Genomic DNA, 16,373 nt, shown 5'->3' on the forward strand with positions numbered 1-16,373 from the left:
AAGTGAGGGACGCGTTATGCAGACAGACAATTTTTTTGAAAATGTCACAACGGCAACCATAATTGCAAGCATTGTCGATCTGCTGATTGTATGGTATGTAATATATCTTTTGATTACTGTAATGAAGGGAACAAAAGCCATCCAGCTGATAAAGGGGATATTCCTTATCCTCATCGGCCGGTCAATCAGTAACTTTTTCGATTTGACAACAACAACACAGATGTTCGATACTGTCCTGGAATGGGGTTTCCTTGCGATTATCGTAATCTTCCAGCCGGAGCTGAGGCGCGCACTCGAACAGCTCGGACGGGGAAGCCTGTTCCGTACGAATGGTAATACAAGTTCCACAACGGAGGAGGACAAACTGAGGGAGGCGATGGTGAAGTCGGTACGTTACATGGCCAAGCGCCGCATTGGGGCACTTATCGTGTTTGAAAAGGAGACAGGGCTGAAAGACTATATAGAGACTGGCATTCCGATCAATGGAAATATCACTTCCGAGCTGCTGATCAACATATTCATCCCGAATACACCGCTGCATGATGGTGCGATGATCATACAGGGAAATAAGATTGCCACCGCTGCAAGCTATCTTCCTCTATCAGACAGCAGCAAGATTGCCAAGAACCTCGGCACCCGGCACCGCGCAGCTGTTGGTGTGTCCGAAGTGACGGATGCATTCACGGTCGTTGTCTCCGAGGAGACAGGGAATATATCCGTCACCTATGCCAGCAAGCTGACGAAGGAAATCTCTCTTGAAGAACTTGATGAGCTGCTCAAGACACACTGGAGCATTCTCCCACCGTTGAAGGAAGGAGGCGGTCTGTTTGCTAGAAAGTAAATGGGGTTTGAGATTTGTTGCCCTGCTGCTCGCCCTGTTCATGTTCCTGTCGGTCAATGATGTTTTCGATGAATTCTTGTATTCCAACGGGGAATCACCGGAATCGGAAGTGATTGAAGGCATGCCTGTGGAAATCCTGTATGATGAGGAGAACCATTATATCTCCGGTGCTCCCGAGCAGGTCAATGTACAGCTCTATGGCAATACATCGAATGTGAGACGGCTTCAGACAACAAGGGATTTCAATGTCTTTCTCGATCTCAGAAACCGGAGTATCGGTGAATATGAAGAACATTTCACAGTTGAAGGTTTGCCTGAGAACGTGACCGCTGAAGTTGTACCAGAAACCGCCAATGTGAATATCCAGGAACTGGTGACACGGACATTTGAAGTGCAGGCGGAAGTCAGTGAAAGCCGTGTCGGACCAAATCATGATCTTGAATCTGTACAGATTGAACCCGAAACTGTTACGGTGATGGGTGGAGAAAGCGAAATGAACCGTATACAGTATGTACGGGCTACGCTGAACGATAATTCAAGAATCACCGAAGATCGCGTGGAAGAATCGGAAGTCAGTGTGTTTGATACACAGTTCAACAAGCTCGACGTCCGTATCGACCCGACACATGTACGGGTGGAAATAAACGTCGAGGAACGGAGCGAGGAAGTGTCGGTAAACTTTGAAGTGAATGGCGAGGTTGAAGAGGGCTATTCATTGGAAAATGTTTCCCTCAACTATGACACGATTGAAGTTTATGGTACGGAAGAAGTGTTGGCGGAATTGGATGATATAAACGTCGACGTGGATGTGGAGGGTCTTACGGAATCGACTACACAGGACGTGGAGATTGATGTGCCTGAAGATGTTGACAGGACAGAACCTGCGGTCCTTCAGGCGGATATAGAAGTTGAACAGGATAACGGATAATATATTGCATAAAAAAGGAGAACGTCATGGGTAAATATTTTGGAACTGATGGAGTAAGAGGTGTAGCAAACACTGAACTGACTCCCGAACTTGCATTCAAATTAGGTAGATTCGGCGGTTATGTACTGGCAGGTCAAAAAAGCGAGAATAAGACGGTACTTGTTGGACGCGATACGCGCATTTCAGGTGAGATGCTCGAGTCTGCGCTCGTAGCCGGACTGCTTTCCATCGGAGCGGAAGTCATGAGGCTCGGTATCATTTCTACTCCGGGTGTCGCATATCTGACCAAGGAAATGGAAGCGGATGCCGGGGTCATGATCTCTGCTTCCCACAATCCGGTAGGGGATAATGGCATCAAGTTTTTCGGTGCGGACGGATTCAAGCTTACAGATGATCAGGAGGCGGAAATTGAAAAGCTCCTGGATATGGAGGAAGATACGCTCCCAAGACCGACAGGTGCAGATCTGGGCAATAAATCGGACTACTATGAAGGTGGCCAGAAATATGTCAGTTATCTCAAGTCGACAGTCGACGAAGATTTCGAAGGCATGAAGATTGCACTCGATGGTGCCCATGGCTCCACCTATTCCCTCGCACCATACCTGTTCGGGGATCTTGAAGCGGATACCGTCACTGTGGGTTGCAACCCGGATGGCACAAACATCAATGCAGGCGTCGGTTCCACTAACCCCGACAAGATTGTTGAACTCGTCAAGGAAGAATCCTGTGATTTCGGATTTGCCTTTGATGGGGATGGTGACAGGATCATTGCAGTGGATGAAAAAGGGAACATAGTGGACGGCGACAAGATCATGTTCATACTGGCCCAGCATATGAAGTCTGAAGGCATGCTGAAGGATGACATGGTCGTATCGACTGTCATGAGCAACCTCGGCTTCTACAAGGCACTTGAGGCGCATGGACTGAAGAGCGACAAGACGAAGGTCGGTGACCGCTATGTCGTCGAAGAGATGAGGTCAGGCGGCTACAGCCTCGGAGGAGAACAGTCCGGACACATCATCATGATGGACTATAATACGACAGGTGACGGTCTCCTGACTGGCGTCCACCTTGCATCAATCATCAAATCCTCAGGCAAGACGCTGAGTGAATTGGCAGACCAGGTGGAGACATTCCCGCAGGAACTTGTGAACATTCGTGTTTCTGATAAGTACAATGTGGTGAACAATGAACTTGTTGCAGAAAAGATCGAAGCGGTCGAAAAAGAGATGGACGGTAATGGGCGCGTGCTCGTAAGGGCTTCAGGCACAGAACCGCTCGTCCGTGTCATGGTGGAAGCGGAAACGGAAGAACTGGCAAGACAATACAGTAATGACATCGCAGAAGTCGTCCAAAAAGAGATGGGCCTCGACTAATGAAAGCATGGCACCTCCAAACCCGGGTTTGGAGGTTTTTTTATTCCAAATTACATGAGAAATGCATGCTTATGTTGAAGTATGGACATATATCCATTACAATATGGATGGTGAGGATTAAGGAGGGTAGGGTATAAAGAAGAAATCGGAATAGCGCCTGGGCAAGCATCGGCTTGCTGACGAGGAGGACAGTGATCGATCATCGGCGGATACTGTCCCGGATACTGAAGTATTCGTGAGGTCAGCTGTTAAAACTGTTGGGCGACCAATGGGACAGAGCACTGGCCAAAAAAGATAATCAGAGAGAGAAAGGGCGTTTTTTAATGTGTGGAATAGTAGGATATATTGGAAATAATGATGTAAAAGACATATTGCTGTATGGACTCGAGAAGATGGAGTACCGTGGCTACGACTCTGCAGGCATAGGAGTCAGAGATGACAATGAAGTGAAAGTATTCAAGGAAAAAGGCAGAATCAAGGATCTGAGGGAGAAAGTCGATATGGACTTTGATGCGACAGTGGGCATCGGCCATACAAGATGGGCGACACACGGTGTGCCGAACGTCAAGAATGCGCACCCGCACCAGAGTGCGGATGGGCGCTTCACCCTGGTCCATAACGGTGTCATCGAAAACTATGAACAGGTCAGGCAGGAACACATCCCTGATGTCGACCTCGTTTCAAGCACAGATACTGAAATCATCGTGGAGCTCATCTCCAAGTTCGCACATGAAGGCATGACTACTGAAGAGACCTTCACCAAGACATTAGAGATCCTCCATGGTTCATATGCGATCGGACTATTGGATGAAGAAGATCCGGATGTCATCTATGCAGCGAAGAACAAATCCCCGCTGCTGCTCGGTAAAGGCGAGGGCTTCAATGTCATCACTTCCGACGCCATGGCAATGCTGCAGCAGACAAATGAATTCGTCGAACTGATGGATGGCGAAGTCGTACTGCTCAAAAAGGATGAAATCATCATCAAGGATAAGACAGGCAAGGAAATCGAAAGGGACTCCTATATCGCAGAAATTGACGAAAGCGATACTGAAAAAGGCACATACGATCACTACATGCTGAAGGAGATCAACGACCAGCCGGCTGCAATGAGGAAAATCATCCAGGAATATCAGGATGAGGACGAGAATCTCAAGATCGATCCTGAAATCATCGATCAGCTGAAAGATTCAGACCGCCTCTATGTCATTGCTGCAGGTACGAGCTACCATGCCGGCCTCATCGGCAAGGAGTTCTTCGAGAAATGGGCGGGCGTGCCTACAGAAGTCCATGTCGCTTCAGAGTTCGTCTATAATACGCCACTGCTGTCAGAGAAGCCGCTCTTCATCTTTATTTCACAATCCGGCGAAACTGCAGACAGCCGTGCCGTACTGGTCGAAATCAAGAAGCTCGGACACAAGTCACTGACAGTAACGAACGTGCCAGGGTCAACCCTTTCAAGGGAAGCCGACCAGACACTCACACTGCATGCAGGGCCTGAGATTGCCGTCGCTTCAACCAAGGCCTATACAGCACAGATTGCCGTCCTCTCCATCCTGGCCCAGGTGGCGGCAAGGGAACTTGGAAAAGGTACGGAGATCAATCTGATGCAGGAACTTGCGAAAGTCACGACAGCCATCACGGCAATCATCGATGACGCGCCAATGATCGAACAGATTGTCAACGAGTACCTCGAGACGACACGCAACGCCTTCTTCATCGGAAGGACGATGGACTATTACGTCGGACTTGAAGGTGCGCTCAAGCTCAAGGAGATCTCCTATATCCAGGCAGAAGGATTCGCCGGCGGAGAGCTCAAGCACGGTACGATTGCACTGATCGAGGAGAATACACCGGTCTTTACACTCGCTACACAGGACAAGGTGAACCTGAACATCCGCGGCAATGCCCAGGAAGTCGAAGCACGCGGCGCCAAAGTATGCATGGTGTCCATGGAAGGGCTCGACCAGGAAGGCGACACATACGTCATCCCGCGCGTCCACGAGATGCTCACACCACTCGTATCCGTCGTCGTGTACCAGTTCATCGCGTACTATGCTGCACTGCACCGCGGCAACGATGTCGACAAGCCACGCAATTTGGCGAAGTCCGTAACGGTGGAATAGTATACAGCAAGGAAAATAACCTCTTCGGTCTACGCCGTTAGAGGTTATTTTAGTCCTTAAAATTAATTGTGAAATATCAACCAAATAAGTTTAAAGCGTCTTCGATAAAGGATAGCCGTGTATATCAATAGGCATTTAGAGTACTTGCCTATTATTAGGCCCACTACGACTTTTACATATAATATCGAAGTCTGGACAGAAGGGGTTATGGACATGAAGAAAACGAATATCGTAATTGTTGCCATTATTACTGTCTTTGCTGCTTCGGTGGTGTTCATTGCTGTGTGGAATGGCAATGGTGATCAGGAAGTAGAGGAATCACAGGAGGGACCAAATACAGCGGAGGGGGTGGACTACAACTATCCGCCGGAAAGGGCGAAAGAACTGCTCCGGGAACAGGAGGAGTTGGAAGCGAAGATTCTGGCGGAGAGCGGGGGTGGTACACTGGATGATCCATATGTGAACCTAAATCCATATGGTCGGAGCCCATTATCTGCCCTTGTCATCTTTGATACCGAAGAGAGCGCCCAAGTCTCCTTCACCGTCCAGGGGAAAGATAGTGAAACGGATATTTCGAGTACAATCGAAGGATACAGGACACATCATGAGCTTCCCATCGTCGGGCTCTATGCCAGCTATACAAACACAGTGGAAATCGTTGTTGAAACGGAAACTGGGGAAACAACGACCAATACATTGACGATAGTGACAGAGCGCCTGCCGTCTGGCATGCCTGCAATAGAGATTAAAGAAGCCAAGCCTGAAAAGATGCATCTCGCTGAAAATGAACTGACTTTCTATGTGCCGAGCACAAGGCATGCATTCGCATTTGATATCAACGGTGATGTACGTTGGTATGGAGCAGGATTCAACAGTCATATTCTACAAGAACTGGATAACGGAAATCTGCTTTATCTGAGTAAAGATGACAACAGTGGAAGTGCGTATAACCGACTGCTTGAAATAGACTACATCGGCAAGCTGTATAATGCTTTCGAAATCAGCGAAGAAGCGGCTGAACAGGAGGCTGAAGACCTGGAATCGACTCTGATTCATCATGACGTAGCAGAACTGCCGTCCGGAAATCTCCTGATGACTGTTAATGACGGTGGGGGCGAATATATGGAAGACATGATGATAGAAGTGGACAGGAAGACGGGAAAAGTCCTGAAAGTGATCGATCTGAAGGATCTGTTTCCTAGTGAAGTGTATGAAGAATATGAAGTCAGGGATGATTATGGTCTGAGGGACTGGTTCCACCAGAACTCTGTAGTATATGATGAAAGTGATGACAGCATCATCATCTCGGGCAGGCATCAGGATACCGTAATGAAAATTGACTACGAGACAGAAGAGATCATCTGGATTCTGGCCCATCCGGAAGGGTGGAATGAAGAAATGGCGGCATATCTGGTAGAAGGGGGCGGTGATGATTTCAAATATCCCGCAGCCCAGCATGATGCCAGAATACTGCCCGACTTTGACAGCAATCCGGCGACGATAGATGTATTGCTGTTTGATAATAATACAGTCGTCACCCGGGGTGATGAAGAGTCGGCTGGAGAATACAGTGCCGCAACCCATTACAGGATCAATGAGGAGACACTAGGGGCGGAAATAGTCTGGACTTATGGAGAGGAGCTCGGCGAGGATTATTTCACCAGAATCATAAGCAGTGCGAGATACCTGGAAGAAAGTGATAATATACTGATCGACTTCGGTCATGCCGATGATGGGGAAAGAAGTTCATTTGTGGAAGTGACCCATGACGAGCAGTCCGAACGGGTTTTTGAAGCCGAAATGACAGGATTCCGGACAGGCGCCTGGGCCTACCGGGGTGTAAGGCATCAAATATATAACGACTTGTGGGAAGAGAGATTCACTTTGGAGCAGTAGAGGACTGGATGGTCATTAGGAAGGCTGCAGAACCCTTGTTTGTGGTATAGAGGATTTAAAGAGTAGGCATCCCTTTGGACGATTCTATCCAGGAGGAGGTCTCTATTAAATAGTATGTCCAACGATTCGTTGGCAGAAGTCAGACAATTTATAGTCACATTTTAAGATGAATCTGACAGGTTTTACACCTTATAAATTTACATTTGATAGGGATGTGGTAAAATAACGGACAATATGTATTAGAAGGAGAAATGACATTAATGAAGAAATTATTATTCAGTTTATCCCTCGGCACATCCATAGCTGTTCTGGCAGCATGTGGTGGCGGAGATGAATCTGCAGAAAATACAAATGAAGAACCGGAAACACAGGAGGAAGCGGCATCAGGCAATAGTGATGAGGCGGCCTCAGAAAGTAATGGAGAGGCAGCCGGAGAAGAGGAAAGTGCAGGACACCCTGAAATGCCGGAACCGGATCTGGAAGATGTACCGGATGTCGTTGCTGAAGTGAATGGGGAAGAAATCACGAAGGAAGAGTTCGAACAGGTCTATACCGCACAGTTCCAGCAGGCGGCGATGCAGCAGCAGATGGCCGGCGAGGAAGTCGATCAGGATCAGCTGAAAGAACAGGTTGTTGAAGGTATGGTCAGTCAGAAACTGCTCATCCAGGAAGCGGGAAACAGTGATATCAGTGTACCTGAAGAGGAAGTCAATGAAACGATAGACCAGCTGGTCGAACAGAATGGTCTTGAGTCCCAGGATGAGTTCTTTGCGGCGCTGGAGGAGCAGGGAATGTCCGAAGAGGAAGTGCGCTCCCAGCTCGAGACGGAATTGAAAGCCAACAAGCTGATTGCTGAAGAGGCTGGAGATATAGAACCGACCGAAGAGGAACTCCAGACGATGTATGACGAGATGACCAGCATGCAGGAAGAATCGGGTGAAGGGGAAGTCCCTTCCTTTGAAGAAGTAAAACCACAGCTTGAAGATCAGGTGAAGATGACGAAAGAAGGAGAAGCAGCACAAGGTCTTGTGGAAGAACTGCGTGAAGATGCAGATGTTACCATCCACCTGTAATTACCAATATGAATAGTTAACCCCCTCCAGCATCTTTTTTCTGGAGGGGGGTTTTGCTATTCGACTGTCTTTTCGAAAATCTTCCGGTCGAATGAGGCGAATGTCTCTGCGCCGTTCTCTGTGATATGCACGGACTCTGTGATGGAGACGCCGAAGTTGTCGAACCATAGGCCTGGCATGAGGTGGAAGGTCATGTCAGGCTGAAGCATGGTATGGTCGCCTGGCCTGAAGCTGATCGTATGCTCTCCCCAGTCAGGCGGGTAGCTGAGACCAATGGAGTAGCCGATGCGGGCACTCTTCACATAACCGTGCTTGCCGATGGTACGAGTCCACACGTCATTCACCTCCTCGGCTGTAGTCCCGGGAGTCATATGATAGAGTGTTTCATTGATGCCTTCATTGATCACGTCTGCAACCTCCTGGACGTGCCCAGGTGCTTTGCCGAGGATCATGGTCCTGGCCATCGGAGTGTGGTACCGCTTATAGCATCCGGCAATTTCAAGCGTCAGTATATCGCCTTCGCTATATCTTCTGTCGGACCATGTGATATGTGGGCTGGCTGTCAGTTTTCCGGAAGGGATCATGGGTACCATCGATGTATAGTCCCCGCCGAAATCATCACTTCCGTAGATCTGGGCGTGTGTGATGGCGGCTGCAACCTCATTCTCCCTGACACCGATATTGACAGTATCGTATGCTGCCTGCATGGCTTTTTCTACGATTTGGGCGGCATTCCGCATATAGCTGATTTCCGTATCACTCTTGATGACCCTGACCCAGCTGACAAGATTTCCGGTATCCTTCAATTCAGCATTGGGCAGACCGACCTGCAACCTTTCATGGCACATCGCCGTATAGTAGAATGAATCCATTTCGACACCGATCTTCTTGTCGTCCTGACCGCACTCGACCAATACTTCAGCGACATAGTCCATGGGATGTCTGATGGTCGACTGTACATATTCATCCGGGTAGAAGCGGATGCTCGATTCCTTCATCCAAGTTGTCATTTCCGCGCCGCTGGCGTCCATTTGCCTGCCGATCCATATCGGTTCTTCCTGATCGATGAAGACGAGGACGACCTGATTTACATAGAAGCTCCATGCATCATACCCCGTCAGGTAGTACATGTTTGAGGGGTTGGAAATGATCAGCCCCTCGACCCCGTATTGCAACATCTTCTGTTTCGTATTATTCATTCTGATATCATATTCCTCTTTGGAGAACATGGGCCTCTCCCCTTTGTCTGTAGAATGGTGCTCAAAAGCCGGGTGTCAAAGATTATGATGGGGTATTATGGACGTTGAGTGCCTGCAGTGCATTTTCAAGGTCCTGCTTCAAGTCGTCGAACGACTCTATACCTGCAGAATACCGGACGAGTCCCTCGGCGATTCCGAGTTCCGCCCGCTCTTCCGGGGTGGACTCTACATGACTGGTCGTCCGCGCCGGTCCGACTGTCGTCTCGACGGCACCAAGATTGGCTGCCCTATTGGCAAATTCGAGTCGTGGCAATACTTCTTTGACGGCTTCCATGCCGCCATGCAGAGAGAAGCTGAACATGCTGCCGTACCCTTTCATCTGTTTTTTTGCGATTTCGTGGTTCGGGTGGCTCTCAAGACCGGGGTAGAATACTTCCACCACAGCAGGATGACCGGATAGGTACTCGGCAAGTCTACCTGCATTCTCCGTCTGTTTCCACACTCTCAGATCCAATGTCTTCATCCCTCTGATCATCAGGTAGGCGGCATTGGGATCCATGGTGGCTCCATTGATTTCACGATAGTGGAAGACCTGTTCCACAAGATCTTTTCTTCCGCATAGTACACCGCCAAGTGCATCTGCATGTCCGCCCAGAAACTTCGTGGCACTGTGGATGACAAGGTCGGCTCCGAGTGACAGTGGGTTCTGCAGAATCGGGGTGGCGAATGTATTGTCCACGACAAGCAGGGCATTCTGTTCTCTGGCAAGTTCTGCAATCCTTTCGATATCGGTAATTTTTACGGTTGGGTTGGTCGGCGTCTCAAGATGGATCAGCCGGCAGCCTTTTCCGATTTCAGTTTCCATCGCCTCGTGATTGCCGGTCTCACACAGTTCAATTTCAATATCGAGTTTCGGCAGGAATTCTGTAAATATCTTGTTGGTTCCGCCATATGTGTCCTTGATGCTGACAACACGGTCCCCGGGGCGCAGGAATGTGTGGAGCGTATTGCTGATGGCCGCCATACCGGTGGAAAAACTGGTCGCCGCTTCAGCGCCCTCCATCTGCCTGACCTTGTCTTCGAATGAAGCGACGGTCGGGTTTGTATTTCTTCCGTAGATGTGTCCCTCTTCTTCACCAATCGCCACCTGATACCAGTGATCGAGGTCATCATAGTTATAGGCGACGCTGTTGACAACCGGCACCTGGCTGGCTCCATGGACCCTGTACGCCTTCTCTCCCGCCCAAACAGCTTCTGTTGCATGATCTACATTTCTCTTCATTTCTACACACCCCTTTAATATAATGGAAACGCTTACATAAATATACGTTTAGTGTACTATAACATTAAAAGGGTATATTTATAAATATAAATGTATTATTTAATGAAGAAAAAATTTAAAGCAGAGGTGGAATGGCAATGGCAGTTTTTGATGAATTCATCAATGGAATCGACAATGGGGAGCAAAGGGAGAAAGTGGAACAGGTACTTTCATGGGTGCATGACACATATCCGGATATGGAAAGGGTGGTGAAGTGGAACCAGCCGATGTTCACCGATCACGGGACATACATCATCGGCTTCAGTGTGGCAAAGAAGCATATGTCGGTTGCACCCGAGAATAAAGCGATCACAGAATTCAGCGGTGCGCTGGAAGAAGCGGGTTATGCTCATACAAGTCAGATTTTCCGTATACCGTGGGACAGTGAGGTGGATTATGATCTCTTGAAGAAAATCATCGATTTTAACATTGAAGATAAGGCAGGGCTGGATACATTCTGGCGGTGATCAAAACACAGTGCAGGGACTGGATGCTGGTTCCTGTTTTTTTGTGGAAAATCAGATCAGATGCTTGAAAGTCAAAGAAGGTCAATGTATAATATAGTTAAGGTCAAAGTTAGTCAATAAGTAATCGATTTATAACTTTGATCCGGCTATTCCTAGTGAGCAACTTTGTTGAAACAACGTTTTAAAGGATTTATAATTATACTATGGTCAAATAAAGTCAAACTTAATAGAATGATGATATATGAAATGAAGGAGGAACCTATTCATGAAATGCCAAAATTGTGGTATCAATGATGCGAATGTCAATCTGGCAATGAACATTAATAACCAGAAGACGCAAGTCCACTTATGTAATGAATGTTTCCATGAAATCAGAGGCCAGATGATGGGCGGCAGTGATTTCTTTTCCGGGTCTCCTTTCGAAAACTCAGACTTCAACGATAAACATTTCCAAGGAAATGGCGGCAGCCAGACGGGAACGAGAACGAGGCAGAAACAGGGAAGCAGAGGAGATGGCCTGCTGGATCAGCTTGGCAAGAACGTTTCCGATGAAGCGAGAGCGGGCAACATAGATCCAATCATCGGACGTGACACGGAAATCAAGCGTGTCATTGAAACGCTGAACCGAAGAAACAAGAACAATCCGGTACTGATCGGTGAGCCGGGTGTCGGTAAGACGGCGATTGCTGAAGGTCTGGCCCTCAAAATCACAGAAGGCGCAATACCTGCCAAACTGACGGATAAAGAGGTCTACCTGCTTGATGTGGCATCACTTGTGGCCAATACAGGCATACGAGGCCAGTTTGAAGAGCGAATGAAGCAGCTGATTTCTGAGCTTCAGGAACGCAAGGATGTTATCCTCTTCATCGATGAAATCCATCAGATCGTCGGTGCAGGTACAGCAGAAAGCTCCCAGATGGATGCGGGCAATATCCTGAAACCGGCACTGGCCCGTGGCGAAGTGCAGATCATCGGTGCGACGACATTGAAGGAATATCGTCAGATTGAAAAGGATGCTGCACTGGAACGCCGTCTGCAGCCGATCATTGTAAAAGAGCCGACACTGGAGGAAGCGGAACAGATTCTTCAGGGAATCAAGGACCGCTACGAAAAATTCCATGAGGTGCGTTACTCGGATGAGGCCGTCCATGCATTTGTGACACTGTCCGACCGCTATATCCAGGATCGTTTCCTGCCGGATAAGGCAATCGATCTGATGGATGAAGTCGGCTCACGGTTGAACCTCTCCAACGCGGAAAGTGACGCGAACTCCATCCAGCAGCGTCTGAATGAAATCGCCCAGGAAAAAGAGGAAGCGGCAGAGCGTGAAGAGTATGAAAGGGCGGCTAACCTCAAGTATCAGGAAATACAGCTTGAAAAACAGCTGGAGAAAGCCAAGGATAAAGAACAGGTACTCGATGTCGAGGTTTCCGATATCCAGCTGATCGTCGAAGAGAAGACGGGCATCCCTGTGACGAAACTGCAGGCGGATGAACAGAAGAAGATGCGTGACCTGGAGGGCGAGCTTGCCAAAAAGGTCATCGGACAGGAGGAGGCCGTCGGCAAAGTGGCCAAAGCCGTGCGCCGCAGCCGTGCTGGGCTGAAGTCGAAACACCGTCCGATCGGTTCGTTCCTCTTTGTCGGGCCGACAGGTGTCGGTAAGACGGAGCTGACCAAGGCACTGGCCGAAGAGCTGTTCGGCTCCCGTGATGCGATGGTCCGGCTCGACATGAGCGAGTATATGGAGAAGCACACCGTGTCCAAGATTATCGGTTCACCACCGGGATATGTCGGACATGAAGAAGCGGGACAGCTGACGGAGAAAGTCCGTCGTAACCCCTACAGCATCATTCTGCTGGATGAGATAGAAAAAGCCCATCCGGATGTGCAGAACATGTTCCTGCAGATCATGGAAGATGGACATCTGACAGACTCCCATGGCCGTACGGTCAGCTTCAAGGATACTGTCATCATCATGACAAGCAACGCGGGTACGGGTGTAAATACAGTGAGTGTCGGATTCAATCCGGACAAGCATGAATCCGTATCGACGCTGGACAACTTGAGCGACTACTTCAAGCCTGAATTCCTGAACCGTTTCGATTCCATCATCAACTTCAACGCACTTACTGAAGAGAACCTGATTGAAATCGTTGATCTGATGCTTGCCGAGCTTCAGGAGACTGTCGAGGAGAACGATATCAGCATCTCAATCACTGATGAAGCCAAGCGTGAGCTTGCGAGACTCGGCTATGACAGACGTTTTGGTGCAAGACCGCTCCGCCGGGTCATTCAGGACAAGATCGAAGATCAACTGACCGATCTCATTCTGGAAGAAGAGACAGTGGATAAGGTGAGAGTAGAGATGGAAGATGAAGAGATTGCAGTTGTGAAAAGCTAATTCGGATATATTCAAAATGAAAGGCTTCCGGCCCCAGATAGGGGCGCGGGAGCCTTTTGCACTTTCTGGTGTGGTTTCATATTTGCAGTAGGCGGGAAGAGAACTCCAATAATACTCTAGGAGGAGATACTGTGAAGGACCATCAGTTATATATAAACGGTGAATATACTTCATCAACCGGGGACGAATGGATTGATATCATCAATCCAGCAACGGAAAAAGTGGTATCAAGGACACCAAAAGGTACATCAGAAGATGTCGACAAGGCAGTGGAGGCAGCTTCCCGGGCCCAAACTGAATGGGAACAGGTGCCAAACATTGAACGTGGCAGGATTGTGCATAAGATGGGAGAGAAGATTGCTGAAAGAAGAGAGACATTCATTGACCTGCTTCAGGAAGAGCAGGGGAAGGATTATGAACTGGCAAGTGGTGAAGTGGACCTGGCCATAGATTATTTCCAGTATATGTCCGAGTGGGCAAGAAGAATCGAAGGCGATATCGTGCCGAGCGATCGGCCGAATGAAAACATTCTGGTCTATAAGAAGCCCATCGGGGTTGTAGCCGGCATCATTCCGTGGAACTTCCCGGTCTTCATCCTGGCGAGGAAAGTAGCCACAGCACTGATGACAGGATGTACTGTCGTAATTAAGCCGAGCCAGCATACGCCCAATACGGCGATGGAATTTACGAAAATCGTCGATGAGATGTCGGAAGTGCCTGCCGGCATATACAACGTCGTAACAGGTGCAGGATCCGAGATCGGCAATGCCCTGGCATCGCATGAAAAAGTCCATATGGTGACGATGACGGGCAGTATCACTGCCGGTACGAAAGTGATGGAAGCGGCGGCCCAGAACATTACAAAAGTGAATCTGGAGCTCGGCGGCAAGGCGCCGGCCATAGTGACTGAAAATGCAGACCTTGATCTTGCGGCAGCGGAAATCGCAACTTCAAGACTTGCCAATAACGGCCAGGCCTGTACAAATGCAGAGCGTCTCTATGTACATGCAAATGTGGCGGAAGAACTGACTGGCAAGCTTAAGAAAATATTCGAGGAAAAGACATTCGGTAATCCGCGCAAAGACAAGGAAGCCGATCTTGGCCCACTCGTCAATCAGGACCGTCTCGAAACGGTCGACGAGATGGTTCAGAATGCCATTTCATCCGGTGCCAAAGTCGTCACTGGAGGGGGAGCTGCAGAGGTAGAAGATGGCTTCTTCTACAAGCCGACCATTCTGACGGATGTTACGCATGAATCCGATATCATGACAGACGAAATATTCGGGCCGGTGCTTCCGATATCTACTTTCAGTACTTTGGATGAAGTTATTGAAAAAGCCAACGATACGGTATATGGACTTTCTTCTTCCGTCTATACTGAGGACCTGAACGAAGCGATGCGTGTCGTCAATGAGATGAAGTTCGGAGAAACCTATGTCAACCGTGAAAATTTTGAAGCCGTCCAGGGCTATCATGCCGGCATGCGCCAGTCAGGTCTTGGCGGTACAGACGGCAAGTATGGCGTAGAAGACTTCCTGGTGACCCAGGTCGTCTATATGCAGTATAAGGAAAACAAAAAATAAAATGGTGTCAAAAAGGTGCGGCAACTCGAGAGGTTCTGCACCTTTTCAATATATAAAGGGAGATTATTCTTCACCACAGTTTTTAGGGCCTGGCCAATTGCAACGGTAAAAAATAATCTATTTATTGCGATAAAAGTGTTATAATACACTAAAGAAACCATATACATAAGTGGCAGTGAGGGCATGTGTTCCCAATTGATGAGGAGGGAAGTCATGAAAAACCAGGCAATGATCAAGAAGTTCGACAGGCAGTCAAAAACGTATGACAAAAGAAGGGGAAGTGACCCGACTGACAAATATCGAGCACGCATCATTCCGGAAGCTTGGGGAAAGGTTCTGGAGGTGGGCATAGGTGCTGGAGGCAATTTTCCGTACTACAATGATGACATTGAATTGACAGGTGTCGATTTCAGCCCCGAAATGCTGAAGGCGGCGCGCACAGCGGCCGCGGATTACCCCTTTGAAACGACGCTGGTGGAAGTGGATGTTGAGGAAGTTCAATTTGAGGAGGACAGTTTCGACACCATCGTCTCGACGCTTTCATTCTGTGCCTATAGAGACCCTGAAAGTGTACTCGCCAGATTCAGAAAATGGTGCAGACCGGGAGGGACCATATTGATGATGGAGCACGGGGAAAGTACAAACAGGCTGCTTGCAGGAGCTCTGAATGTATTGGATCCGGTTTCCATGAAGGTGCTCGGCTGCCATCAGAACAGGAATATTTCCGACATTGTAAGGCACTCCGATTTGAAGATTACGAAGGAGGAGAGACATCTGGCCGGCTGCCTGTACATGCTGTGGGTAAAAATATAAATAATGATAAAGGCGGGACAGGAGAACATCTTCTGTCCTGTTTGAAAATGTGGCAGTAGGGGAATGGAGCAAGTAGCAGAAATGGAAAGGAGTCCATATGAAACGCTTTAGACTTTTGGTGGCAGCGACAATGCTGAGTACAGTGATGGCAGCATGTGGAATGAACAATGATTCTGATGAGTTCGATCAGCAACAGACAATAGACGATACGATGAACCAGCAGGGCCAGGATGGATCTGATGATGGCAACAACCAGGAATGAACATCTACATATTGGTTGATTTTTTAGGGAGCGGTCGGATATGACCGCTTTTTTGGTTCCATCTTATATAGGCAGCATGGGAAATGA

General features: G+C 48.5%; 13 protein-coding genes. 11 read left to right on the plus strand and 2 right to left on the minus strand.

Annotated features, from left to right (window positions below):
• Positions 1-16: 16 nt before the first annotated feature.
• The 6 genes from cdaA (at position 17) to RQP18_RS01510 (ending at position 8,240) form a co-directional block, all read left to right on the plus strand.
• Positions 17-841: a diadenylate cyclase CdaA gene (gene cdaA, locus RQP18_RS01485; RefSeq protein WP_342388400.1), complete on the plus strand. Its 825-nt coding sequence runs from the start codon at positions 17-19 to the stop codon at positions 839-841.
• The gene (locus RQP18_RS01490; RefSeq protein ID WP_342388401.1) at positions 828-1,769 is read left to right on the plus strand and encodes a CdaR family protein; all 942 of its coding nucleotides are present in this window, start codon (positions 828-830) and stop codon (positions 1,767-1,769) included. Before cdaA ends, RQP18_RS01490 begins: the two co-directional genes overlap by 14 nt.
• A gap of 26 nt (positions 1,770-1,795) precedes the next feature.
• Positions 1,796-3,145 carry a phosphoglucosamine mutase gene (gene glmM, locus RQP18_RS01495; protein ID WP_342388402.1) on the plus strand — a complete coding sequence of 450 codons (1,350 nt, stop codon included), beginning with the start codon at positions 1,796-1,798 and terminating at the stop codon, positions 3,143-3,145.
• 323 nt (positions 3,146-3,468) lie between these two features.
• A complete protein-coding gene (gene glmS, locus RQP18_RS01500; protein ID WP_342388403.1) occupies positions 3,469-5,271 on the plus strand; it encodes a glutamine--fructose-6-phosphate transaminase (isomerizing) in 1,803 nt (600 codons plus the stop codon).
• A 213-nt stretch (positions 5,272-5,484) separates the two neighbouring features.
• On the plus strand, positions 5,485-7,167 hold the full coding sequence (locus RQP18_RS01505; protein WP_342388404.1) for an aryl-sulfate sulfotransferase: 1,683 nt from the start codon (positions 5,485-5,487) through the stop codon (positions 7,165-7,167).
• Positions 7,168-7,427: 260 nt separating this feature from the next.
• Positions 7,428-8,240, plus strand: a complete 813-nt coding sequence (locus RQP18_RS01510) for a SurA N-terminal domain-containing protein (RefSeq protein ID WP_342388405.1) — start codon at positions 7,428-7,430, stop codon at positions 8,238-8,240.
• 56 nt (positions 8,241-8,296) lie between these two features.
• On the opposite strand, the gene RQP18_RS01515 is transcribed toward RQP18_RS01510, so the two are convergent.
• Positions 8,297-9,469 carry a M24 family metallopeptidase gene (locus RQP18_RS01515; RefSeq protein WP_342388406.1) on the minus strand — a complete coding sequence of 391 codons (1,173 nt, stop codon included), beginning with the start codon at positions 9,467-9,469 and terminating at the stop codon, positions 8,297-8,299.
• A 52-nt stretch (positions 9,470-9,521) separates the two neighbouring features.
• Positions 9,522-10,721 (minus strand): cystathionine gamma-synthase family protein, encoded by a 1,200-nt coding sequence (locus RQP18_RS01520; protein WP_342388407.1) that lies wholly within the window; start codon positions 10,719-10,721, stop codon positions 9,522-9,524.
• A 137-nt stretch (positions 10,722-10,858) separates the two neighbouring features.
• Here RQP18_RS01520 and RQP18_RS01525 point away from each other — a divergent pair, with 137 nt between their 5' ends.
• From RQP18_RS01525 to RQP18_RS01545, 5 genes are all read left to right on the plus strand, one after another.
• The gene (locus RQP18_RS01525; RefSeq protein ID WP_342388408.1) at positions 10,859-11,227 is read left to right on the plus strand and encodes an iron chaperone; all 369 of its coding nucleotides are present in this window, start codon (positions 10,859-10,861) and stop codon (positions 11,225-11,227) included.
• Between the two features lie 265 nt (positions 11,228-11,492).
• The gene (locus RQP18_RS01530; protein ID WP_342388409.1) at positions 11,493-13,628 is read left to right on the plus strand and encodes an ATP-dependent Clp protease ATP-binding subunit; all 2,136 of its coding nucleotides are present in this window, start codon (positions 11,493-11,495) and stop codon (positions 13,626-13,628) included.
• 131 nt (positions 13,629-13,759) lie between these two features.
• Entirely contained in the window at positions 13,760-15,211 is a 1,452-nt protein-coding gene (gene aldA, locus RQP18_RS01535; protein WP_342388410.1) for an aldehyde dehydrogenase, read from the plus strand.
• Positions 15,212-15,424: 213 nt separating this feature from the next.
• A complete protein-coding gene (locus RQP18_RS01540) occupies positions 15,425-16,024 on the plus strand; it encodes a class I SAM-dependent methyltransferase (RefSeq protein ID WP_342388411.1) in 600 nt (199 codons plus the stop codon).
• Positions 16,025-16,121: 97 nt separating this feature from the next.
• A complete protein-coding gene (locus tag RQP18_RS01545; protein WP_342388412.1) occupies positions 16,122-16,286 on the plus strand; it encodes a hypothetical protein in 165 nt (54 codons plus the stop codon).
• Positions 16,287-16,373: the final 87 nt, after the last annotated feature.

This window comes from Salinicoccus sp. Bachu38, assembly GCF_038561955.2.
In the GTDB taxonomy this organism is placed as follows: Bacteria; Bacillota; Bacilli; order Staphylococcales; family Salinicoccaceae; genus Salinicoccus; species Salinicoccus bachuensis.